General features: G+C 73.8%; 20 protein-coding genes. 11 read left to right on the top strand and 9 right to left on the bottom strand.

The genetic code is table 11. From position 1 onward, the window contains the following. Positions 1–63: 63 nt before the first annotated feature. The 4 genes from ACTWM8_RS26025 (at position 64) to ACTWM8_RS26010 (ending at position 6170) form a co-directional block, all read left to right on the top strand. Positions 64–3735: a UvrD-helicase domain-containing protein gene (locus ACTWM8_RS26025; RefSeq protein WP_446211278.1), complete on the top strand. Its 3672-nt coding sequence runs from the start codon at positions 64–66 to the stop codon at positions 3733–3735. Between the two features lie 204 nt (positions 3736–3939). Then, positions 3940–4143 (top strand): transcription antiterminator/RNA stability regulator CspE, encoded by a 204-nt coding sequence (cspE, locus tag ACTWM8_RS26020; RefSeq protein WP_007464836.1) that lies wholly within the window; start codon positions 3940–3942, stop codon positions 4141–4143. Positions 4144–4393: 250 nt separating this feature from the next. Next, complete coding sequence (locus tag ACTWM8_RS26015; RefSeq protein ID WP_446211277.1) at positions 4394–5698, top strand: DEAD/DEAH box helicase; 1305 nt, start codon at positions 4394–4396, stop codon at positions 5696–5698. A 271-nt stretch (positions 5699–5969) separates the two neighbouring features. Continuing rightward, entirely contained in the window at positions 5970–6170 is a 201-nt protein-coding gene (locus ACTWM8_RS26010; protein WP_088964417.1) for a hypothetical protein, read from the top strand. Positions 6171–6321: 151 nt separating this feature from the next. Here ACTWM8_RS26010 and ACTWM8_RS26005 read toward each other — a convergent pair whose 3' ends face one another. Genes ACTWM8_RS26005 through ACTWM8_RS25990 form a run of 4 tightly spaced genes read right to left on the bottom strand, consistent with a single transcriptional unit; the run spans position 6322 to position 9592 of the window. Beyond that, a complete protein-coding gene (locus ACTWM8_RS26005) occupies positions 6322–6882 on the bottom strand; it encodes an RrF2 family transcriptional regulator (protein WP_446211276.1) in 561 nt (186 codons plus the stop codon). A 1-nt stretch (position 6883) separates the two neighbouring features. After that, entirely contained in the window at positions 6884–7768 is an 885-nt protein-coding gene (locus ACTWM8_RS26000; RefSeq protein WP_446211275.1) for an ABC transporter permease, read from the bottom strand. Further along, complete coding sequence (locus tag ACTWM8_RS25995) at positions 7758–8537, bottom strand: ABC transporter ATP-binding protein (RefSeq protein ID WP_154942140.1); 780 nt, start codon at positions 8535–8537, stop codon at positions 7758–7760. Before ACTWM8_RS25995 ends, ACTWM8_RS26000 begins: the two co-directional genes overlap by 11 nt. After that, a complete protein-coding gene (locus ACTWM8_RS25990; RefSeq protein WP_446211274.1) occupies positions 8534–9592 on the bottom strand; it encodes an ABC transporter substrate-binding protein in 1059 nt (352 codons plus the stop codon). Before ACTWM8_RS25990 ends, ACTWM8_RS25995 begins: the two co-directional genes overlap by 4 nt. Before the next feature lie 267 nt (positions 9593–9859). Here ACTWM8_RS25990 and ACTWM8_RS25985 point away from each other — a divergent pair, with 267 nt between their 5' ends. The 3 genes from ACTWM8_RS25985 to nudC all read left to right on the top strand — a co-directional run bounded on the left by ACTWM8_RS25985 (position 9860) and on the right by nudC (position 13625). Continuing rightward, positions 9860–11170, top strand: coding sequence for a M16 family metallopeptidase (locus tag ACTWM8_RS25985; RefSeq protein WP_446211273.1), 1311 nt, complete (start codon positions 9860–9862; stop codon positions 11168–11170). Between the two features lie 173 nt (positions 11171–11343). Further along, a complete protein-coding gene (locus tag ACTWM8_RS25980) occupies positions 11344–12681 on the top strand; it encodes a M16 family metallopeptidase (RefSeq protein ID WP_446211272.1) in 1338 nt (445 codons plus the stop codon). Continuing rightward, complete coding sequence (gene nudC / locus ACTWM8_RS25975; protein ID WP_446211271.1) at positions 12678–13625, top strand: NAD(+) diphosphatase; 948 nt, start codon at positions 12678–12680, stop codon at positions 13623–13625. Before ACTWM8_RS25980 ends, nudC begins: the two co-directional genes overlap by 4 nt. Before the next feature lie 155 nt (positions 13626–13780). Here nudC and ACTWM8_RS25970 read toward each other — a convergent pair whose 3' ends face one another. The 3 genes from ACTWM8_RS25970 to ACTWM8_RS25960 form a co-directional block, all read right to left on the bottom strand. Then, on the bottom strand, positions 13781–14056 hold the full coding sequence (locus ACTWM8_RS25970) for a hypothetical protein (protein WP_446211270.1): 276 nt from the start codon (positions 14054–14056) through the stop codon (positions 13781–13783). A gap of 214 nt (positions 14057–14270) precedes the next feature. Then, a complete protein-coding gene (locus ACTWM8_RS25965; RefSeq protein WP_154942146.1) occupies positions 14271–14504 on the bottom strand; it encodes a DUF397 domain-containing protein in 234 nt (77 codons plus the stop codon). A 72-nt stretch (positions 14505–14576) separates the two neighbouring features. Then, positions 14577–15554, bottom strand: coding sequence for a helix-turn-helix domain-containing protein (locus tag ACTWM8_RS25960; protein ID WP_446211269.1), 978 nt, complete (start codon positions 15552–15554; stop codon positions 14577–14579). 229 nt (positions 15555–15783) lie between these two features. Here ACTWM8_RS25960 and ACTWM8_RS25955 point away from each other — a divergent pair, with 229 nt between their 5' ends. Next, the gene (locus ACTWM8_RS25955; RefSeq protein WP_446211268.1) at positions 15784–17043 is read left to right on the top strand and encodes an MFS transporter; all 1260 of its coding nucleotides are present in this window, start codon (positions 15784–15786) and stop codon (positions 17041–17043) included. A 70-nt stretch (positions 17044–17113) separates the two neighbouring features. Here ACTWM8_RS25955 and ACTWM8_RS25950 read toward each other — a convergent pair whose 3' ends face one another. Next, on the bottom strand, positions 17114–17356 hold the full coding sequence (locus tag ACTWM8_RS25950) for a mycoredoxin (protein ID WP_446211267.1): 243 nt from the start codon (positions 17354–17356) through the stop codon (positions 17114–17116). 93 nt (positions 17357–17449) lie between these two features. Here ACTWM8_RS25950 and ACTWM8_RS25945 point away from each other — a divergent pair, with 93 nt between their 5' ends. The 3 genes from ACTWM8_RS25945 (at position 17450) to ACTWM8_RS25935 (ending at position 20492) form a co-directional block, all read left to right on the top strand. After that, a complete protein-coding gene (locus ACTWM8_RS25945; protein ID WP_446211266.1) occupies positions 17450–19615 on the top strand; it encodes an ATP-dependent DNA helicase UvrD2 in 2166 nt (721 codons plus the stop codon). A gap of 124 nt (positions 19616–19739) precedes the next feature. After that, entirely contained in the window at positions 19740–19994 is a 255-nt protein-coding gene (locus ACTWM8_RS25940; protein WP_088964418.1) for a hypothetical protein, read from the top strand. Between the two features lie 132 nt (positions 19995–20126). Beyond that, the gene (locus ACTWM8_RS25935; RefSeq protein WP_088960445.1) at positions 20127–20492 is read left to right on the top strand and encodes a WhiB family transcriptional regulator; all 366 of its coding nucleotides are present in this window, start codon (positions 20127–20129) and stop codon (positions 20490–20492) included. A 307-nt stretch (positions 20493–20799) separates the two neighbouring features. Here ACTWM8_RS25935 and ACTWM8_RS25930 read toward each other — a convergent pair whose 3' ends face one another. Next, positions 20800–22131: an ABC1 kinase family protein gene (locus ACTWM8_RS25930; protein WP_377607534.1), complete on the bottom strand. Its 1332-nt coding sequence runs from the start codon at positions 22129–22131 to the stop codon at positions 20800–20802. Between the last annotated feature and the right edge of the window lie 101 nt (positions 22132–22232).

The following is a 22232-nucleotide window of genomic DNA, read 5'->3' as shown; positions in this document are numbered from 1 at the left end:
AGCGGAACCGGGAGCGCGAGGAGTGAGCTTGCGAGCCAGGCAGGCGCGAGCGAAGGCGGAACGGTGACCCAGCCGACCCTGTTCAGCACCGCCGCCCCGGCGCCCCGGGCCGCCGACGCCGGGCCCCGCTACACCCCGGTCGAGCTGGCGAAGCTGCTCCGGCTGCCGGCCCCGACCCGGGAGCAGGCGGCGATCATCGCCGCGCCGGTGGAACCGCTGCTGGTGGTGGCGGGCGCCGGATCGGGCAAGACCGAGACGATGGCCGCCCGGGTGGTCTGGCTGGTCGCCAACTCGTACGTCCGGCCGGAGCAGATCCTCGGCCTCACCTTCACCCGCAAGGCGGCCGGTGAGCTGGCGCACCGGGTGCGTACCCGGCTCGACCAGCTGGTCCGGCGGCTGGGCCGGCGCGGGCGCGACCCGCTGGACGACCCGCTCGCCGGCGAACCGACCGTCTCCACCTACCACTCGTACGCCGGCCGGATCGTCACCGAGCACGGGCTGCGCGCCGGGTACGAGCCGACCACCCGGCTGCTCACCGAGGCGTCCCGCTGGCAGCTGGTCGACCTGCTGGTGCGCAACTACGACGGCGACATGTCCGAGGTCGACCGGATGCCCAGCACCATCACCGACGCGGTGCTGGCGCTGGCCGGGGAGCTGGACGAGCACCTGGTCGACCCGGACGAGCTGGCTGCCTGGACCGGCCGGTTCTTCGCCGACGTGCAGTCCCGCCCCGGCCGGGTCTACGCCGACGTGCGCAAGGCGTTGCAGCTCCAGCAGACCCGACTGAAGCTGCTCCCGCTGGTGCGGGCGTACGCGCGGCGCAAGGACGACTTCGAGGCGATGGACTTCGCCGACCAGCTCGCCCGGGCCGCGCGGGTGGCCCGCGACCATCCGGCGGTGGGCGCGGTCGAGCGGGACCGCTTCCGGGTGGTGCTGCTCGACGAGTACCAGGACACCAGCCATGCCCAGGTGGTGCTGCTCAACGCCCTGTTCGGCGGCGGCCACCCGGTCACCGCGGTCGGCGACCCGTGCCAGTCCATCTACGGCTGGCGCGGGGCCAGCGCCGGCACCCTGGAGCGGTTCCCGACGGAGTTCGCCCTCGCCGACGGCACCCCGGCCGAGGTGCTGAGCCTCACCACGAGCTGGCGCAACCGGCCGGAGATCCTCGGCGTGGCCAACGCGCTCTCCCTGCCGCTGCGCGCCGCCGGCGCCCGGGTGCCCGAGCTGCGCGCGGCGCTGAGCGTCCGGGACCCGATCCCGCACCGCAGCCCGGGCGGCCACGCCGCCGGCACCGTCCACTGCGCGCTGCTCGAGACGTACGCCGACGAGGCGGACTGGATCGCCGACAGCGTGCTCGGCGCCTGGCGGGGCGCCGCCCGACTGCCGGGGGCGCTGCCCGAGCACATCCCGGTGCCGCAGCGCCCCACCACCGCCGTGCTGGTCCGGCTGCGCAGCCAGATCCCGGCGATCGAGGCGGCGCTGCGGGCCCGCGGCCTGCCGGTCGAGGTGGTCGGCCTGGGCGGCCTGCTGGACACTCCCGAGGTCCGCGACGTGGTCTGCACCCTGCGGGTGCTCGCCGACCCGACCGACGGGGCCGCGCTGCTGCGGCTGCTCACCGGCGCGCGCTGGCGGATCGGGCCGCGTGACCTGGTGGCGCTGCACCGGCGCGCCCGGGCGATCGCGCGGGCGCGGCACCGGCTCACCGGCGACGACGGGCCGGAGATCGCGGTGGACGTGCTGGACGAGGCGACGCTGGTCGAGGCGCTGGCCGACCTCGGGCCGGCGCAGGCGTACTCGGCCGAGGGCTACGCGCGGCTGCGCGCGTACGGGATGGAACTGGCGCTGCTGCGCTACCGGCTGGACCAGACCCTGCCGGAGCTGATCGCCGACATCGAGCGGACCATCGGCCTGGACGTGGAGGTGGCGGTCCGGGCCGGCCGGGACGGCGCCGGCGACGCCGGGCTGGCCCGCGGCCACCTGGACGCCCTGGGCGACGTGGCCGCCCGGTTCAGCGGCGAGACCCCGGGGGCCACCCTCGCCGGGTTCCTGGCCTACCTGGCCGCCGCCGAGGACGAGGAGCGCGGTCTGGCCCCCGGCGAGGTGGAGGTGGTCGAGGGCGCCGTGCAGGTGCTCACCGCGCACGCCGCCAAGGGCCTGGAATGGGACGTGGTGGCGGTCGCCGGGCTGACCCGGGGAGTCTGGCCGGGGCCGGTGCGCAACTCCGACCACTGGCTGGGCGGGCTCGGAGTGCTGCCGTTCCCGCTGCGCGGCGACGCGGACGGGCTGCCCGAGTTGGGCCTGGCCGGGGCGGAGGACCAGCGCGGGGTGGCCCGGGCCCTGGAGGACTTCACCGACGCCTGGCGGGCGCACGACGAGCGGGAGGAGCGCCGGCTGACGTACGTGGCGGTGACCCGGCCGCGTCGGCTGCTGCTCTGCTCCGGCTACTGGTGGGGGGAGGGGACAAAACGCTTCCGGGGCCCGTCGGTCTTCCTCCGCGAGGTGCACGACGCCTGCCTCGACGGCGCGACCGGGCACCTGGTCGACGCCTGGGCGCCCGAGCCGGCCGGGGACGCGGTCAACCCGACCACCGAGATGGTGCTGCGGGCGGAGTGGCCGGCGGACCCGCTGGGCGCCCGCCGGCCAGCGCTGGCCGAGGCCGCCGGGCTGGTCCGCCGGTTCCTCGCCGACCCCGCCGCGGCCCGCCGCGAACCGCCCGCCGTCGTCTCCGCCGGTGTGCCGGGGGACCGCCCGCCGGCCGCCGACGGCACCGAGCCCTCTGCCGCCGGGACGGAGCCCTCTGCCGACGGCACCGAGTCCTCTGCCGCCGCGACCGAGCCTCCTGTCGGCGAGACCGCGCCCTCTGCCGCCGGGACGGAGCCTCCGGCCGCCGGGACGGAGCCTCCGGCCGCCGGAACCGCGCCGGCCGCCGGCGGGACCCGACCGACCGTCCGTGGCTCCGCCGGCGACATCGCCGTGGCCGCGGCGGTGCCGGCCGGTGCGGAGGTCGACGTCGAGGACCCGGAGGTGGTGCGCTGGCGGCGGGAGGCCGACCTGCTCCTCGCCGAGCGGGCCGAGTTGCTCCGGCAGGCCGAAGCCGTGGAGGTGGCGCTGCCCGGGCACCTGTCGGTGACCCAGCTGGTGGCGCTGCGCCGCGACCCGGAGGCGCTGGCCCGGACGCTGCGCCGGCCGATGCCGACCGAGCCCAACCCGTACGCGCGGCGGGGCACCGCCTTCCACACCTGGCTGGAGCAGCGCTTCGGCGCCGACCGGCTGCTCGACGTGGACGAGCTGCCCGGCGCGGCCGACGCGGACGCCGCGCCGGACGAGGCGCTGGCCGAGTTGCAGGAGCGCTTCCTGGCCAGCGAGTGGGCCGAGCGGGTGCCGGTGGAGGTGGAGGTGCCGTTCGCCACGGTGCTCGCCGGGGTGGTGGTCCGGGGCCGGATGGACGCCGTCTTCGCCCGCCCCGGCGGCCGGTACGACGTGGTCGACTGGAAGACCGGCCGCCGGCCCACCGGCCGGGAGGCCGAGGTGGCGGCGGTGCAGCTGGCCGTCTACCGGCTGGCCTGGGCCGAGCTGGCCGGGGTGCCGGTCGATCGGGTCGGCGCGGCCTTCCACTACGTCCGGGAGGGCGTGACGGTGCGGCCGACGGACCTGCTCGACGCCGACGGGCTCACCGCGTTGATCGGCGGCGTACCCGAATTTCCGGCCGGGGGTGGCGCGCCGGGCAATCCGTGATAGGTTCGTCCTGTTGCAGTTTTGGTTTCCAGAGACTCTGTGTGCGCCTGGCGGATTGTGGCCCCAGGCGCTCTTTGTTGTGTCCGGAGTTCTCCGGGCGGGGCGACCAGAAGCGACAAGCGATTCGCGCATTCCCGCGCGGAGCGCTCCTCTTCGAGTCCGCAACAGGTGCGGGTTCGACGTTCCGTCAAGGAGACAGAACACATGGCTATTGGCACCGTCAAGTGGTTCAACGCTGACAAGGGCTTCGGCTTCATCACCCCGGACGGCGGCGGCGCTGACGTCTTCGCCCACTTCTCGGCGATCCAGTCCTCCGGCTACCGGAGCCTGGACGAGAACCAGCGGGTCGAGTTCGAGGTGACCCAGGGCCAGAAGGGCCCGCAGGCGGAGAACATCCGCCCGCTCTGATCCTCGGATCAACCCGTAACACCCTGATCTTCGGATCGACCCGTAACACCCTCCGCGCCCTCCGGGCGCGGTGACGGGACCGGTCCGCCGCGCCGCCCCCCGCTCCGGCGGGAGTGGCGTGCTGCGGCGGACCGGCCTGTACCCCTTCGGTTCGTGCTTGTGAGTCGTGGCGGATCTTTCCCGCCGGCGACAGCGCCGCTTCACCGGCGCCCTCCCTCGACACGTGCCGCGTCGAGGAAGGCATTTCTGCATGACCATGACCATTCCCACCTTCGCCGCGACCGGCCTGGCGCCGGCGCTGCTCACCGAGCTGACGGCGCAGGGCATCACCGAGCCGTTCCCGATCCAGACGGCCACCCTGCCGGACTCGCTCGCCGGCCGCGACGTGCTCGGCCGGGGCCGTACCGGCTCGGGCAAGACGCTCGCCTTCGGGCTCCCGCTGCTGTCGCGTACCGCCGGCCGCCGGGCCCGCCCCGGTCGCCCGCTGGCGCTGGTGCTGGTGCCGACCCGTGAGCTGGCCCAGCAGGTCACCACCGCCCTCGCCCCGTACGCCCGCGCCGTCGGGCTGCGCTGCGCCACCGTGGTCGGCGGCCTGTCGTTGCAGCGGCAGGCGGACGCCCTGCGCTCCGGCGCCGAGGTCGTGGTGGCCACCCCCGGCCGGCTGCACGACCTGATCAACCGGGGCGACGCCCGCCTCGACCAGGTCGCCATCACCGTGCTGGACGAGGCTGACCAGATGGCCGACATGGGCTTCCTGCCGCAGGTCACCAAGCTGCTGGAGCAGGTCGCCCCGGACGGCCAGCGGATGCTCTTCTCCGCCACCCTGGACGGCGGCGTGGACAAACTGGTCCGCCGCTTCCTGAGCAACCCGGTCTCGCACTCGGTCGACCCGGGCACCGCCACGGTGACCGCGATGACGCACCACGTGCTGCACGTCGACGCGGCCGACAAGCCGGCCGCGCTCACCCAGATCGCCGCCCGTGAGGGCCGCACCATCATGTTCATGGCCACCAAGCACCGCGCCGACCGGATGGCCCGCCAGCTGCTGGCCAAGGGGGTACGCGCCGCCGCCCTGCACGGCGGCAAGTCCCAGCCGCAGCGCACCCGGATCCTGGAGCAGTTCCGCACCGGCCAGGTGACCGCCCTGGTCGCCACCGACGTGGCGGCCCGGGGCATCCACGTGGACGGGCTAGACATGGTGGTCAACGTGGACCCGCCGACCGAGGCCAAGGACTACCTGCACCGGGGCGGTCGTACCGCCCGGGCGGGCGAGTCCGGCACCGTGGTCACGCTGGTCCTGCCCGAGCAGCGCCGGGACGTCTCCCGGCTGATGAGCGTCGCCGGGATCAAGCCGCAGTCGACCCAGGTACGCCTCAACGACGGGTCGCTGGCCCGGGTGACCGGTGCCCGGGAGCCGTCCGGCGTGCCGGTGACCATCGCCGTCCCGCAGCCGGCACCGGCCGCGCGTACCGCCAACGGTGGCGGGGAGGGCGCGCGCTCCGCGCACCGAGCCTCGGGCCGCTCCCGGCGCCCGCGCCGCCCGCGTACCGCCTGACCTTTTCCGGCCCGCAGCGGCCGCGCACCGCCCGACGGCGGTCGCGCGGCCGCTGTTTCCGTTTCCCGTCCCGTCCGGCCCAGCCGCGGATCGCCGAAGATCGTCGACGTGGCGGGGCCGGACGGCCACGCTGGGTGAACGTTCGGCCGGCTGAGTCGGCAAACAGGCGAGGTTGGGTCCGATCGGCGACTGTCCCGAGGCCGCTGCCTGATCGAAGCTTGTACCGGGGGGAAGATCCGGCCGGGGGCGGCCGGGCACGGGAGGGGTGACCATGGCGGGCGACGCCGATTCGGGGGCGGTGCGCGAGCTGCTGGTGGTGTTAGCGGTGGCGGGCGCGGGGCTGGTGCTCGCCATGGTCGCGGCGTTCGCGCCCTGGCACCCGAGGCCGGGGCGCGCCGCCCCGGCCGGGCTGGTGGAACTGCGCAGCCCGGCCGGCTCGGCCGGCCCGGCGGTGGAGTTGACCTCCGGCTAGCCGGGGATGGTCCCGGGACCGCGGTCGGCGAGGGGCCGGCACGCGGGGGACCGACCTCCGGCTGGCCGGGGGGCGGTCGCGGGACCGCGGCCGGCGAGGGGCCGGCGCGGGGGGTGGCCGGTCGGGCTCCGGGGGGAGGACCGACCGGCCGTCACCCGATGGCGGAACGCTCCCGGCGGACCAGCAGGTCGGCCAGCGTGGTCCGGTCGACCACCACGGCGATCGCGCCGTGCACCGCGAGCCAGACGTCGCGCAGCCCCGTCGCCACCCCGTGGTAGCCGGCGTCCTCCGCCGGCAGGCCGCGCACCGTGGTCAGCGAGCCGCCGACGGCGCGCAGCACGTCCCCGACGCTGATCTCCCCGGCGGGCCGGGTCAGCGCGTACCCGCCCTCGGTGCCGCGGTGGCTGTGCAGCAGCCCGGCCCGGCGCAGGTCCAGCAGGATGCCCTGGAGGAAGCTGAGCGGGATCCCCTGACTCTCCGCCAGCGCCGCCGCCTTCACCAGCTCGCCGCCGGCCCCGCCCGACGCCCCCGGGCCGCTCGCCGGCCCAGAGGACGGCCCGGACGGGGAGCCGGCGGAAGCAGCCGACCCGCCCGCCGGGACGGATCCCGTCGGCGACTCCGAGCCCGCCGGCCCGCCGTCGCCGCCGGTCGAGGCGGCGGCGACGGCGAGCATCGCCCGGAGCGCGTAGTCGCTGCGCGCGGAGACGTACACGTCACTGACCGGCCTGGTCCAGCACGCCCCAGCGGCGCCGGATCGCCTTGTCCGCCGCGCCGAAGGCCGCGTCGACGAGCAGGCCGACGACCAGGATCACGATCATCGTGGAGAGCAGCCAGGGCGAGTCCGCCAGCTCCCGGGCGTAGGTGAGCTGCGCGCCGAGCGAGGTCTGCGAGATGCCGACCACCAGCAGCTCACCGGCCATCAGGCTGCGCCAGGAGAAGGCCCAGCCCTGCTTCAGGCCGGCCACGATCGCCGGCAGCGCGGCCGGTGCGATGACGTACCGGTAGAGGTTGAGTCCCCGGGCGCCGAGGTTGCGGCCGGCGCGCAGCAGCAGCGGCGGCACGTAGTCGACGCCGCTGATCACCCCGTTGGCGATGGACGGCGCGGCCCCGAGCACCACCACGAAGAAGATCGCCTTCTCGCTCAGCTCGAACAGCAGGATCGCCAGCGGGAACCAGGCGATGGACGGCATGGTCTGCAAGGCGGTGATCATCGAGCCGATGGCCGCCCGGAGCACCCGGGACCGGGCCACCGCGAGGCCGACCAGCAGGCCCACCGCGACCGAGAAGACGTACCCGACGGCGGCCCGGCGCAGCGTGATCGCGATGCCCTCCCACAGCTGGGCGCCGCTCGCCTGCCGGATCAGCTCCTCGCCCACCACCACCGGGCCCGGCAGTGACCACGGCGGCTTCCAGCCGCTCCAGACCACCACCTGCCAGATGCCGATGGCCAGGGCCAGCGCGGCGAGCTTTGGCCAGGTGGCCGCCCAGAGCCGGGCGCCCCGGGAGACCTCCTTCTCCCGACCGGCGATCTCCAGCGCGTCCAGCCCGGAGATCTCCGCGTCGGTACGCGGCGCCCCGGTGAGGGTGTCACCGGCCATGACGGCCCACCTCCGTACGAAGTCGGTCGGTGACCTCGGCGGCGATCGCGGCGACCTCGGGGGAGTCGATGCGCCGGGGTCGGGGCACGTCCACCTCGGTCGACCAGATGATCCGGCCGGGTCGGCTGCTGAGCAGGATGATCCGGTCGGCGAGCCGGGCCGCCTCGCGGACGTTGTGGGTCACGAAGAGCACCGACAGCTTCCGCTCGGACCAGATCCGTTCCAGCTCGTCGTGCAGGATGTCCCGGGTCATCGCGTCCAGCGCGCCGAACGGCTCGTCCATCAGCAGGACCGGGGTGTCCAGGGCCAGGGTGCGGGCCAGCGCGACCCGCTGGCGCATCCCGCCGGAGAGTTCGTGCGGGCGCTTGCGGCCGAACTCGGCCAGGTGGACGGTGCGCAGCAGCTCCGCCACCCGCTCGCGCCGCTCGGCCCGGGGCAGCCCACGCAGCTTCAGCGGCACCTCCACGTTGGCCTCGACGGTCAGCCACGGAAAGAGCGCGGGCTCCTGGAACATCAGCCCCGGGCTCGCGTCGCCGGCCAGCGCGATCCGCCCACCGCTGGTCCGGTCCAGGCCGGCCACCAGGTTGAGCAGGGTGCTCTTGCCGCAGCCGGAGGCGCCGACCAGGCAGACGAACTCGCCGGGCGCGACGTCGAGGCTCACCCCGTCGAGGGCGAGGACGGCGTTCGCCCCGCGCCCGTACACCTTGGTCACGCCGGAGAGCGCGACCGCGGTGGTCGCGCTCCCCGGCGCCGTCGTGGTCGACGTCATGGCTGGGCGACCTCGGTCTTGCCCTGCGTCTTGAGCACCTCGTTGAGGTACGTCAGGTCGTACAGCCCGTCGAGGCTGACCGGCTGGGTGAGTTCCACCGCGACCGCGTGGTCGAGGCCGGTCTTCAGCGAGGAGGCGATGGGGTCGTTGGTGAACTCCAGCGTCGGCCAGGCCTGCTTGATCAGCTTGACGTCCAGCGGCTTGCCGGTGATCTTGCCGATGTGCTCGGAGATGGCCTGCTGGGACTCGTCCGGCTTGGTGTTGACGAACTCGTTCGCGGCGACCTGCCCCTCGACCAGCTTCTTCACCACGTCGGGGTGGGCCTTGAGGAACTTGGTGCTGACGATCAGGTTGGTGATGACGAACTTCTTGTCCGGCCAGAGGTCGCGCTCGTCGACGAGCACCTTGCCGCCGGCGTTGACCAGCCGGGAGACGAACGGCTCGGGCACCCACGCGCCGTCGATCGCGCCGCTGCCGAAGGTCTCCACCGTCTGGGCGTTCTCCTGGGGCACCACGGTGACGTCGCCGCCGCCCTCCTTGGTGGTCTTCAGGCCCTTCTCCTTGAGCCAGTAGCGCAGCGCCACGTCCTGGGTGTTGCCCAGCTGCGGGGTGGCGATCTTCTTGCCGCGCAGCTGCTCGACCGAGGTGATCTCCGGCTTGACCACCAGGGCCACGCCACCGGAGGCGGCGCCGGAGATCACCCGGACCGCCTCGCCCTTGGACTTGGAGAAGGCGTTCACGGTCGGGTTCGGACCGATGTACGTCGCGTCGAGCGCTCCGGAGAAGACCGCCTCGATGGCGGCCGGGCCGGCGTTGAAGGTCTTGGTCTCCAGCTTGACGTCGGTGCCGAGCTTCTCGGTGAAGATGCTCTTCTCCACGCCGACCACGGCCGGGGCGTGGGTGATGTTGGGGAAGTAGCCCAGCCGCAGGGTGACCGGGCCGGAGCCGCCGGCCTCGCTGTCGTCGCCGCACGCCGCCGTGGTCCCCGCCGTCGCCACGCCGATGACGGCGAGGGTGGCGAGGGAGACCAACCGACGGAAGGGAAGCCGTCTCATCGTCCATCCAATCCGCAGTATTCCTACTTAGTTGGTAGGAAGAGTGGGGCAGCGGTCGGCCGGCGTCAAGACCGGTCCACGATCCGGGACGGCTGGCCCGCGCAATCTCGGCAATTCCTACCTGTTCGGTGGGGTTGTCGGCGTCGGTCGGTCGACCCCGCGTACCGCCGTCCGGCGGCGCACCCCCCGCGCCGGAGCACCCGCCGGTGCCGGCCGCTGCGCGAAGGTCGCCGGTGCCGGGGGTGCCGACGCGTTAGGGTCGATCTCGTGCCGACGCGCAGAGTCAGAATCCCCGCGACGAAATATCCGGTCGAGCGGTACACCCTCGACAACGGCCTGCGGGTGGTCCTCACCCCCGATCGCAGCGCCCCGGTCATCGGGGTCGCGGTCGTCTACGACGTCGGCATCCGGTCCGAGCCCGAGGGGCGTACCGGCTTCGCCCACCTCTTCGAGCACCTGATGTTCCAGGGCTCGGAGAACCTGGAGAAGCTGGCCCACTTCCGGCACGTCCAGGGCGCCGGCGGCACCTTCAACGGCTCCACCCACCTGGACTACACCGACTACTTCGAGACGCTGCCGAGCAACGCCCTGGAACGGGCGCTGTTCCTGGAGGCCGACCGGATGCGCGGCCCCCGGCTGACCGAGGAGAACCTGCGCAACCAGGTCGACGTGGTCAAGGAGGAGATCCGGGTCAACGTGCTGAACCGGCCGTACGGCGGCTTCCCCTGGCTGACCCTGCCGCCGGTCATGTTCGACACCTTCCCCAACGCGCACGACGGCTACGGCTCCTTCGTCGACCTGGAGTCGGCCACCGTCGCCGACGCCGCCGACTTCTTCCGCCGCTACTACGCCAGTGGCAACGCGGTGCTGGCGGTCAGCGGCGACATCGACGTCGCCGAGGCGACGGCCCTGATCGAGCAGCACTTCTCCGACGTGCCGGCCCGACCCGCGCCGCGGCGGCCCGACTTCACCGAGCCGGACCTGACCGTCGAGCGGCGCAGCACGTACACCGACACGCTGGCGCCGCTGCCGGCGGTCGCCGGGGCCTGGCGGGTGCCCGACCCGATCGACGACTTCGCCGGCTACCTGCCCTACGTGGTGCTGGCCGAGGTGCTCACCGACGGCGACGCCTCCCGGCTGGTCGAGCGGCTGGTCCAGCGGGACCGCACGGTCACCGGCCTCGGCGGCTACCTCGGCTTCATGGGTGACCCGTTCGACGTGCGCGACCCCACCGCGCTGCTGCTCCAGGCGCACCTGCCACCCGGCGGGGACGTGGACAAGGTGCTGCGCACCATCGACGAGGAGGTGGACCGGCTGGCCACCGACGGGCTGACCGAGGGCGAGCTGGCGCGTACCCAGGCCAGGATGGCCACCCACCTGCTGCGGGACACTGACGCGGTGCTCGGCCGGGCGCTGCGGATGGCCGTGCTGGAACAGCAGCGCGGCGAGCCGGGCCTGCTCAACGAGCTGCCCCGGCTGGTCGGCGAGGTCACCGAGGAGCAGGTCCGGGCCGCCGCCGCCACCCTGCGGCCGGAGCGCCGCGCCGCCGTCGAGGTCATTCCCGGAGGTGCCCGGTGAGTGCGAGGAGTGAGCCGGGGTTGCGAGCCCCGCAGTCGCGAACGAAGGTGACTCGGTGAGCGCGAGGAGTGAGCCGGGGTTGCGAGCCCCGCAGTCGCGAACGAAGGTGACTCGGTGAGCGCGAGGAGTGAGCCGGGGTTGCGAGCCCCGCAGTCGCGAACGAAGGTGACTCGGTGACGACGACCGCCCCCGCCACGCCGCGCGCGCTGCCGCCGCTCGGCCCCACCCGCAAGCTCAAGGTGCCGAAGCAGGCCGAGCGGCGGCTCGCCAACGGCCTCACCGTGATCGCGGTACGCCGCCCCGCCGTGCCCCTGGTCGAGCTGCGGCTGTGGATGCCGTTCGGCCGTACCCACCTGGCCCGCGGCGCGGTGCTCTCGCAGACCATCCTCTCCGGCACGCAGACGCACACCGCCACCCAGATCGCCGCCGAGTTGCAGAAGGTCGGCGGCGGGCTGTCGGCCGGGATCGACCCGGACCGGCTCATGCTCTCCGGGGCCGCCCTGGTCACCGGCCTGGACCGGATGCTGGAGCTGGCGGCCGACGTGCTGACCGACGCGACGTACCCGGCCGACTGGGTGGGCACCGAGCGGGACCGGCTGATCGACCGGATCCAGGTGGCGCAGAGCCAGCCGGCGCACCTGGCCCGGACGGCCCTGCTCAAGCGGATCTACGGCAGCCACCCGTACGCGGTGCAGACCCCGGAGCCCGAGCAGGTCCGCGCGGTGAAGCCGCCGGCGCTGCGCAAACTGCACGCCGAGCGGGTGCACCCGGCCGAGGCGGTGCTGGTGCTGGTCGGCGACATGCGGCCGGACCGGGCGCTGGACGCCGCCGAGCAGGCGCTGAGCGGCTGGCGCGGCGACACCCGGGGCGTCGACCTGCCGCCGACTCCGCCGCTGGAGCCCGGTCCGCTGCTGCTGGTCGACCGGCCCGGCTCGGTGCAGTCCTCGCTGCGCATCGCGCTGCCGGCGGTGCCGCGCACCCACCCGGACCACGCCGCGCTGCAACTGGCCAACCTGGTCTTCGGCGGCTACTTCTCCTCCCGGTGGGTGGAGAACATCCGCGAGGACAAGGGCTACACGTACGGGCCGCACTCGTCGGTCGAGCACTCGGTCGCCGGCTCGGTGCTGGTCGCCGCCGCCGAGGTGGCCACCGAGGTGACCGGCCCGGCGCTGCTGGAGACGACGTACGAGCTGGGCCGGCTCGCCTCGCTGCCGCCGAAGCCGGACGAGCTGGAGCAGGCCCGCCAGTACGCCCTGGGCACCCTCCAGCTCGGCATGTCCACGCAGGCCGGTCTCGCCTCGCTGACCAGCGCGTACGCCGGCAACGGGCTGCGCCTGGACTTCCTGGCCGAGCACGCCGCCCGGCTGGCCAAGGCGACCCCCGAGGACGTCGCGGAGGTCGCGGCCCGCTACCTCGCGCCGGCGAAGGCGGTCACCGTGGTGCTGGGCGACGCCGACCGGATCGAAGGACAGTTGGCCGCGCTGACCCCGGTGCGCCGGGAGTCGGCGTGAGCGGCGAGCCCACCCCGCCGCTGGCCCGCACCACCCTGGACCGGGCGGCGCACCGGCGTACCGACCCGGACTGGCTGGCGCAGGCCTGGCAGCGGTCCCGGGTGCTGGTGCTCGACTCGTCGCGGGAGGGGATGGCGCTGGTCCGTACCGATGCCAACCCGCCGGCGCTGGTGCTGCGGGAGCCGGCCGAGCTGGACGGGATCGCCGACGCCGCGCCGCTCTTCCTCGGCCTGGAGCCGGACGGTGCGCCGGTCTTCGCGGTGGACGCGCCGCTGCCCGATCTGCCGGGCACCCGGGCGGTGCACCTGCGGGACATCGGCCATCTGCTCAGCGACCGGGACGCGGGCGTTTTCACCACCGCGCTGGCGCTGGTCAACTGGCACCTCGGGCACGGCTGGTCGCCGCGGACGGGGCACCGGACGGAGATCGACGAGGGCGGCTGGTCCCGGGTGGACGCGCAGGGCCACCGGGCCTGGCCGCGGACCGACCCGGCGATGATCGTGCTGGTGCACGACGGGGTGGACGGCCCCGACGGGCGCTGCCTGCTCGGCAACAACGCGGCCTGGCCACGCACGGCGGGGGAGCGCCGCTTCTCCTGCCTGGCCGGCTACGTCGAGCCGGGGGAGTCGGCCGAGGCGGCCGTGCTGCGCGAGGTGCACGAGGAGGTCGGGGTCGTGGTCGAGCGGATCGGGTACGCGGGCAGCCAGGCCTGGCCGTTTCCCGGCTCGCTGATGCTCGGTTTTCTGGCCGAGGCGGACCCGGAGGCGCCGGTCCGGGTCGACCCGACCGAGATCGCGTACGCCCGCTGGTTCACCCGCCGGGAGGTCGGCGCGGTGCTGGCCGGGCGGGCGGTGGACGCCGGCGACGGGGATCGGGTGATCCTGCCGCCGCCCTCCTCGATCGCCCTCTTCCTCATCCACCGCTGGCTGGACGGGCACTGCTGACCGGCTGACGGCCCGGGCACCGGGCCTGGACGCGGTCCCGGCCCGGGACCGTCGTTGCCGCAACGATCCCGGGCCGGGAACACGGACCGTCGTGGCGGATGAGGCGAGGAACACGGCGGGGGAGCCGGTCCGACCACGGCGGACGTCTGTGATTCTCAGGTGCCGCCGGCCTCCCACCACTCCTGGTAGACGACGCCGGGCTCGTCGAGTGGGAGCACCTTGACCCGTTGCCGGCCGGACCGGACGGCGCCGACGGTGGACAGCGCGCGGGCGAGCAGCAGCGCGGCGTCGCGGTCCTCGGCGTGCACGATCTGACGGCGCGGTTCGGGCGCGGTCGTCTCGTCCCGCAGCAGCGCACCACCAGCCCAGGCGGCGGCGATGTCGTTGTCGGCGGCGGTGCGGATGTCGGTACGAACGATCAGGAAACGCATGGCTGTCTCCGGATGGACCGCGACGGGCGAGCACGCTGTGGAAGTTCCACGTCACTCTTTCGTCATGTTACGCCCGGGCGTCGTCCCAGCAAGTGAAACGCGGCTATCCGTCCGGTCTCAGCCGATCATCCGATGCCTGGTCAGGACGTTCGCGCCGGTGGAGACGACGAGAGGCCGCCGGCGGTGCGCCGACGGCCCCTCGCTGCGTCACCGATCAGTTCAGATCGAACTGCCCGTTCTTCGCGCCGCCGACGAAGCCGAGCCAGCCGGCCCGGTTGAACAGCAGCACGGGCCCGCTCGGGTCCTTGCTGTCCCGCAGCGCGACCACGGCCGGACCGGCTCCCAGCGGCGCCACCTCCACGCAGTTCGAGGTCTGGCTGCGGGTGCTCTTGCGCCACGGGGCGTCGGCGAGCTGCCGGGCGGAGACGGTGTTGCGGATGTCGTTCATGGTTCTGCTCCTGCTCCTGGAACTCCGATGGGGACGAGTGACCCGCCCGGCCCCGACGGGGTCCGGTGTGGATCACCGATCCGTCAGGCGCCCGGAGTGTCGCCGGCGTTGGGCCGGCGCCGCTGCCGACCCGTGGGCCGACGTGGACGGGGCTGCCGAGTCGGTCAGCCGCCCCGTCGCCTCGAAGAGCCAGGAGAGGGTGTCCGATGCGGAGAGCGCCGCCGAGCACAGCCACTCGAAGGCCACTTTATAGCGATTTACCGGGTTTGCCTCGTGTGACATGACGTCGATGAAGCCGCCTTCGATCGCCAGGGTCTCCGGATCCTGGGGATCGGCGAACCGGTAGAGCGAGAAGGCGGTCGGCGGCAGGTAGAAATCGCCGATCACCGTGTCGCGTTGCAGCAGGTGCAGCGTGACGTTGGGAAGGATGGCCAGCTCACAGAGCTTCACCAGCTGCTCCTGCAGCACCTCCGGCGGCCCGGCCCGGCGGCCCAGCGCGGCCTCCTCCAGCACCGCCGTGTAGCGCGGACCGTCGACCCGATCCAGCAGCGACTGGCGGGCGAGCCGGGCGCGTACCTCGGTCTCCGGGTCCTCGCCGGCCTCGGGGTCGCCGGTCGCGCTGGCCGCCTGGTCGGCCGAGACGATCCGCAGCCGGGCGTAGCCGGAGGTCTGGAGCAGCCCGGGCACCAGCACCGGGTTGTACTCGCGGATCTCCGCGCAGCCGGCCTCGATCTCCGCCCAGCCGAGCTGCTGCTGCGTCATCACCGGGTACGACTTGCGCCAACCGCGCATGTCGCCGGCCTCGTGGGTGATCCCGATCAGGTCGTCGCGCAGCTCCGGCTCGGCGCCGTAGAGGTCCAGCAGGAGGCCTACGTCGTCCGGGTCCGGGCGGCTGCGCCCGTTCTCCAGCCGGGACAGCTTGGACGCCGACGCCCAGCCGATCCGCTCGATGACCTGGTCGCCGGTGAGTCCCGCCGCCTCGCGCAGGCGGCGCAGTTCGGTGCCGAGCCTGCGTCGTCGCAGGATCGGACTGGGTACGGCAGGAGGCACGGGTGTCCTCTTTCGCCTCGACCGCCGCAGACGCGACGGTAACTGTATGAAATTCGCCCCCCACGGTCAGTATGGACGGCGCGACCGGTGCCGGAGGTTCCGGTGAGGGCGTGTCACGAGACAAAAAGAGGACTGTGGGAGGTATCGGACGCCCGGGCGACGATGACCGGGTCGGCCGCATCTCCCCCTGACGCGCCCGACCGGCGCCGTCCCCGCGGAGGGAACCCCCATGCGCACCGTCCTGCGCCGCCCCGACTTCCGACTGCTCTTCGGCGCGCTGCTGGCCAGCATGGCCGCCGAGTCGATCCTGCTGCTCGCGCTCGCCATCTGGGTCAAGGATCTGACCGGGTCCGACGGGCTGGCCGGCGCCACCATCTTCGCGATCATCGCCCCGATGACGCTGGCGCCGCTGGTCGGCTGGGTGGTCGACCGCTACCGCCGCCGGCCGTTCTTCGTCGCCGCGAACCTGGGCACCGCCATGCTGCTCACCCCGCTCTTCGCGGTCCGGGACCGCGCCGATGTCTGGATCATCTACGTGGTGGCCGCGCTGTACGGCCTGTCGTATCTCACGCTCAGCGCGACGCTCAGCGGGCTGATCCGGCAGCTGGTGCCGAGCGAGCTGCTCGCCGACGCGAACGGCGCCCTGCAGACCGTGCGGCAGGGGTTGCGGCTCGGCGGCCCGCTGGCCGGGGCGGCCCTCTACGCGGCCGTCGGCGGCTGGCTGCTCGCCACCCTGGCGATGGTCGGGTTCGTCACCGCCGCCGCCGTGGTCGGGCTGCTCCGGGTGGCCGAGACCGAACCGGCGGCCGCCACCCTGCGCTGGCCGGCCGAGCTGGGCGCCGGGCTGCGGCACCTGGCCGGCGAGCCGGCGCTGCGCCGGGCCCTGCTCGGCTACGGGCTGGGCTCGCTGGTGATGGGCTTCAGCGAGTCGCTGATCTTCGCGTACGTCGACCAGGGGCTGGACCGCGACGCCGCGTTCGTCGGGGTGCTGGTCACCGTGCAGGGGGTGGGTGGGCTGGTGGGCGGCCTGCTCTCACCCGCCGTGGTACGCCGCACCGGCGAGGTCGGGGCGCTCGCCGCCGGGGTGACCTTCTTCGGTCCGGCCGCGCTGGCGCTGGCCTGGCCGGACCTCCGGCTCGGGGTGCTGGCGCTGCTGCTGGCCGGGGTCTCGTTGCCGCTGACCATGGTGGGGCTCGCCACGCTGATCCAGCGGCGCACCCCGCCCCGGCTGCTGGGCCGGGTCGCCGCGGCGTCCGAGGCGCTGGTCAGTGGCCCGCAGGCGTGCTCCATCGGGGCGGGCGCGCTGCTCGTCGGGGTGTTCGACTACCGGCTGCTGTTCGTCCTGGTCGGGGTGGTCACCACCGCCGCCGGCGCCTGGCTCTGGCGCGGCCGCCGGCTCTCCCCGCCGCCCGGGACGCCCGCTCCCGTCCCGTCGCCCCGCCGCCCCCACCCGGCCGAACACCTCACCCCCGACGCCACCCGCCTCTGAGTGCCCGCGCCCGGACACGGAGAAGTGGCCGTTCCCGGGAGAACGACCACTTTTCCTGAGTGCGGTGGGGTCAGCCGGCGAGGCTGGCCAGGTGCTGCTTGACCTGGGTGATGGAGGGGTTGGTCAGGGCACTGCCGTCGGCGAAGCGGAGCGTGGGGACGGTCTGGTTGCCGCCGTTGACGCTCATCACGAAATTGGCCGCCTTCAGGTCCTGCTCGATGTCGACCACCTCGTACCCGATGCCCTCCCGGTCCAGCTGCGACTTGAGCCGGTGGCAGTAGCCGCACCACGGGGTGGAATACATCGTCAACATGGTCAGGTCCTCCAAGTGCTCGCGTCGCCCGGCCTGTCGTTCAGGTCAGGCTAACCGCTGCAACATCAGCGGGAGCTGAGATGATTCCTCGCTGTGGGGGTTCACTCAGCGGCGGACGTCGTGCTCGGCGGGCTCGACCCGGAGCAGCGCGCGGCGGTGACCGCCCCGGCCGGCCCGGTCTGCATCCTGGCCGGCGCGGGCACCGGCAAGACCCGCGCGGTGACCTCCCGGATCGCCCACCGCGCGCTCACCGGCGAGATCTCCCCCCGGCATGTGCTGGCGGTCACCTTCACCGCCCGGGCCGCCGCCGAGATGCGGGCCCGTCTCACCGTGCTCGGGGTGTCCGGTGTCCAGGCGCGGACCTTCCACGCCGCCGCGCTGCGCCAGGTGCGCTACTTCGCGCCCCGGCTGCTGGAGGGGCGCGCCATGCCCGAGCTGCTGGACAGCAAGGTGCGGGTGGTCACCCTGGCCGCCGCCAAGGTCGGCCTGCGCGCCGACCGGGCCGCCGCGCGCGACCTCGCCGGCGAGATCGAGTGGGCCAAGTCGTCGCTGGTCGAGCCCGGTGAGTACGTGGTCGCCGCGGCCAAGGCGCTGCGCGAGACGCCGCACGAGCCGGCGAAGGTGGCCGAGGTCTTCGCCGCGTACGAACGGCTCAAGCGCTCCAACGGCGTGATCGACTTCGAGGACATGCTGCGCGCCGCGGTCTGGGGGATCGAGGAGCACCGGGACGTCGCCGAGCAGGTGCGGGGCCAGTACCGGCACTTCGTCGTCGACGAGTACCAGGACGTCAACCCGTTGCAGCAGCGGCTGCTGGACGCCTGGCTCGGCGGCCGGGACGACCTGACCGTGGTGGGCGACGCCAGCCAGACGATCTACTCGTTCACCGGGGCCACCTCGTCGTACCTGGTCGACTTCCCGCGCCGGCACCGCGGCGCGACGGTGGTCCGGCTGGTCCGCGACTACCGCTCCACCCCGCAGGTGGTCGGGCTGGCCAACGCGGTGATCTCGCAGGCCCGGGGCGCCGAGGCGCGGCTGCGGCTGGAGCTGCACGGGCAGCGCCCGCCGGGCCCCGAGCCGGAGCTGCGGATCTTCACCGACGAGCCGGCCGAGGCGAACGCCGTCGCCGCCCGCTGCCGGACCCTGGTCGACGGGGGCACCCCGGCCAAGGAGATCGCCGTGCTGTTCCGGACCAACGCGCAGTCCGAGGCGTACGAGAAGGCGCTGACCGAGGCCGGCGTGCCGTACGTGGTGCAGGGGGCGGAGCGGTTCTTCGAGCGGGTCGAGGTGCGCCAGGCGATGGTCGCGCTGCGGGCCGCCACCCGCTCGATCCCGGGAGAGACCCCGCTGCCGACCGCCGTGGTCGAGGCGCTCGCCGCGGTGGGCTGGGCCCCCGACGCGCCCCCGGCCGGCGGCGCCGCGCGGGAACGGTGGGAGGCGCTGGCCGCGCTGGTCCAGCTCGCCGAGGAGTACGCGGCGACGCCGGAGGTGCTGCCGATCGGCGAGGCCGCCGCGGTGGAGCGCCCGGTGACCCTGAGCGACTTCAACGAGGAGTTGGCCCGCCGGGCCGCCCAGCAGCACGTGCCGACCGTCGACGGGGTGACGCTGGCGTCGCTGCACTCGGCCAAGGGGCTGGAGTGGGACGCGGTCTTCCTGGTCGGGCTCTCCGAGGGCACCCTGCCCACCACGTACGCCCGTACCCCAGAGCAGGTCGAGGAGGAGCGTCGGCTGCTCTACGTCGGGATCACCCGCGCCCGGCAGTGGCTCTGGCTGTCGTACGCCTCGGCCCGCTCGCCGGGTGGACGGGCCCGGCGGCCGTCCCGGTTCCTGCCCCAGCTGGACCGCTCCGGCGGTGGCGAGCGGGCCGGCGGCGGCGTGGCGAAGCGCACCGCCGCGCGCCGGCCCGCCACCCAGATCGTCTCCTGCCGGATCTGCGGCGCGACCCTGCTCGCCGGCCCGGACCGCAAGCTGGGCCGCTGCCCGACCTGCCCGTCCGACATCGACGAGGACCTGTACGAGCGGCTGCGGGACTGGCGGGCCCGGGTGGCCGGCGCGCAGAAGGTCCCGGCGTACGTCGTCTTCACCGACGCCACCCTGACCGCGCTGGCCGAGCGGCGTCCCGGGCGGACCGAGGAGCTGATCGCCATCGCCGGGATCGGGCCGCGCAAGCTCGGCCTCTACGGCGAGGCGGTGCTGGCGCTGGTGGACGGTGCGGCGGTGGACGACATCGCCCCGCAAAAAACTTTCGAAATCTCGTCGTAAATTCGTTTGCCCTCGCCCCCGGGCGAGGAATAGCCTCATGGCACACCTCGGGAGCGGCGCCATTCCGGCTGCTCACGGGGTGGGAGACCAAGTCGGCACGAGGAACGTGAGGGAGGTGGCACCCGTGGAGATCTTCACCTATGAGCGTCCGGCGGCGATGCCAGCTGCCTGCGCTCCGCTGTCGACTGTCCGGGTGGCCCTTGCCGCCACGCGACCGTCGGTTCCGCAGGTGCACCAGGTCCAGGCTCAGGCCGAGCTGACCCTGACCGTCGCGCCGATCGGAGTCGAGGGGACCAGTGGCTTCACGGGCATGGGCATCGGTGTCGCCAAGAAGCGCACGGATGTCCGCGGCGTTCCACCTCGAGGTAGACCGGTCTGAATCCAGACCACCGGCTCACCTCGAGGCCGCGGAACCCGCTCACCGGGATCCGCGGCCTCAGTTTTTTTTGCCCCGCCGTACGTCGGAAATGCGATCCACGAGATCGAAGTGTGAGAGAGAGGTGACCGGGCGATGAGTCTGGCGTTGGCCCCGCTCGACGTGAGCGTCGAGATGGAGGCGAACCTGCCCTGCCGGAAGTTCGACCCTGACCTGTGGTTCTCCGACCAGCCCGCCGAGCTGGAGTTGGCCAAGTCGCTCTGCGGGGACTGCCCGCTGCGCGTCGAGTGCCTCGCCGGTGCGGTGGAGCGGGCGGAGCCGTGGGGCGTCTGGGGCGGCGAGATCTTCGAGCGTGGCGCGGTCGTCCCGCGCAAGCGGCCCCGTGGCCGTCCGCGCAAGGAGGACCTCGCCCGCGACGCGGCGCTCCGGGTCGAGGCCGAGGCGCGACTGGTGGCCAGTGGTGTGGCCACGTCGCGCAACGCGGTCCGGCTGGCGGCCTGACAACTTCCCGTTCCAACCCCGCCGGTGTTCGACACCGGCCGCGAGAAAGCCGAAACCGATGCTGCTGAACTACCCGAACGGAACCGAGATGCAACTACTCCACGAAGCGTTGTCCCGTGCCCGAATGCGCCGGCCTCAGGCCGGTCGTACCACCACGAGCACTGAGGCAGCCCGTTCCGCCCGTACCGTCGCGATGAAGAGCCGGAGCCAGTCGGCTCGCGACCTGGGCGCTCTCTAGATCCCTACCGAGTACGCGGGGGCGGTGACCGGATTCCGGTCACCGCCCCCGTGTCGTCACGTGGCCCGGTCAGGCCACCGGCGCGAAGCCGGGCAGCCAGCGTTCCAGGATCCCCCGGTACGGCGCCTTGGCCTCCAGCTGGCACAGCACCCCGATCGAACCCAGCGTCACGCGGTGGATCATCAGGTACGACGGGGGCAGGTTGAGCTGCCGGCTGAGCTGGTAGGTCGGCGACTTCGGGCTGGCCAGGCGGGCCGCCTCGGACCGCAGCCAGGCCCGGGTGAACCGGAATTCCTCGGCGGCGATCGGTTCCAGCATCGGCCGCAGGAAGTCGAGCACCGCGTGGGCGTCGATCGGCTCCGTGGAGCTGACGAAGCCCTCCTTCCGCAGGCCGTCCACCACCCCGTCCGCGTCGCCGCGCAACGCCAGCCCGGCGATCCGGCCGATCGGCTCCGGGGTGCCCTCGGGCATCCGCGCCACCGCGCCGAAGTCGATCACGCCGAGCCGGCCGTCGGGCAGCAGCCGGAAGTTGCCGGGGTGCGGGTCGGCGTGCAGCAGGCCGGCCCGGGGCGGCGCGGACAGGTGCAGCGTCGCCATCAGCCGGCCCGCCTCGTCCCGCTGCTCCTCGGTGCCCTCGCGGATGATGTCCGCCAGCGGCGTCCCCTCGATCCACTCGGTGACCAGCACCCGGGGCGAGCTGGAGAGCACGGCGGGGATGAAGATCTCCGGGTCGTCGGCGTACGCGGCGGCGAAGGCCCGCTGCGACTCGGCCTCCAGCTCGTAGTCCAGCTCCTCGGTGACCCGCTCCCGCAGCTCGACCAGCAGCGGCTTGACGTCCAGACCCGGCTGGATGGCCCGGAACATCCCGCCCAGCCGGGAGAGTTGCTTGAGGTCGGCGAGCAGGGCGTCACCGGCGCCCGGGTACTGGATCTTGACGGCCGCGGTCCGCGCCTCGCCGGTCTCCGGGTCCCGCCAGATCGCCTTGTGCACCTGCCCGATGCTCGCCGCGGCGGCCGGAGTGTCGTTGAACTCGACGAACCGGTCCCGCCAGTCCGGCCCGAGCTGCTCGGCGAGCACCTTGTGCACGCTCGCCGCGGGCAGCGGCGGGGCCGCCTCCTGAAGCTTGGTCAACGCCTGCCGGTAGGGGGCGGCGATCTCCTCCGGCAGCGCCGCCTCGAAGACCGACAGCGCCTGACCGAACTTCATCGCCCCGCCCTTGAGCTGTCCGAGGACGCTGAAGAGCTGCTCGGCGGTGCGCTGCTGGATCTCGGCGGAGATGACGTCGGAGGCGAGTCCGGTGACGCGCTTACCCATGCCGAGGACGGTCCGTCCGGCGAAGCCGAGCGGCAGAGAGGCGAGCTTGGCGGTCCGGGACACGGCCCGGCGCGGGATGTCGGTCACTTGGTCATTGTTACCGACTCGGTGGGCCCGCTGCTGCTGGAGAAGCCGGGCTCGGTCCCGGCTTCCCTCCTCCGCGCCCCTCCGGCCCCACCCGCCCCGCC

The sequence above is a fragment of the Micromonospora sp. IBSANI012 genome (assembly GCF_052814045.1).
The sequence above is the reverse complement of the archived record's forward strand: the minus strand, read 5'-3'. Positions and strand labels throughout refer to the sequence as shown.

What these genes read in the sequence shown, in the direction of transcription:
- cspE (WP_007464836.1), top strand. Translation starts at nt 3,940, where the DNA reads ATGGCTATTGGCACCGTCAAGTGGTTCAACGCTGACAAGGGCTTCGGC.
- ACTWM8_RS26015 (WP_446211277.1), top strand. Translation starts at nt 4,394, where the DNA reads ATGACCATGACCATTCCCACCTTCGCCGCGACCGGCCTGGCGCCGGCG.
- ACTWM8_RS25995 (WP_154942140.1), bottom strand. Translation starts at nt 8,537, where the DNA reads ATGACGTCGACCACGACGGCGCCGGGGAGCGCGACCACCGCGGTCGCG.
- ACTWM8_RS25965 (WP_154942146.1), bottom strand. Translation starts at nt 14,504, where the DNA reads ATGAACGACATCCGCAACACCGTCTCCGCCCGGCAGCTCGCCGACGCC.
- ACTWM8_RS25970 (WP_446211270.1), bottom strand. Translation starts at nt 14,056, where the DNA reads ATGCGTTTCCTGATCGTTCGTACCGACATCCGCACCGCCGCCGACAAC.
- ACTWM8_RS25990 (WP_446211274.1), bottom strand. Translation starts at nt 9,592, where the DNA reads ATGAGACGGCTTCCCTTCCGTCGGTTGGTCTCCCTCGCCACCCTCGCC.
- ACTWM8_RS26000 (WP_446211275.1), bottom strand. Translation starts at nt 7,768, where the DNA reads ATGGCCGGTGACACCCTCACCGGGGCGCCGCGTACCGACGCGGAGATC.
- ACTWM8_RS25935 (WP_088960445.1), top strand. Translation starts at nt 20,127, where the DNA reads ATGAGTCTGGCGTTGGCCCCGCTCGACGTGAGCGTCGAGATGGAGGCG.
- ACTWM8_RS25955 (WP_446211268.1), top strand. Translation starts at nt 15,784, where the DNA reads ATGCGCACCGTCCTGCGCCGCCCCGACTTCCGACTGCTCTTCGGCGCG.
- ACTWM8_RS26010 (WP_088964417.1), top strand. Translation starts at nt 5,970, where the DNA reads ATGGCGGGCGACGCCGATTCGGGGGCGGTGCGCGAGCTGCTGGTGGTG.
- ACTWM8_RS25950 (WP_446211267.1), bottom strand. Translation starts at nt 17,356, where the DNA reads ATGTTGACGATGTATTCCACCCCGTGGTGCGGCTACTGCCACCGGCTC.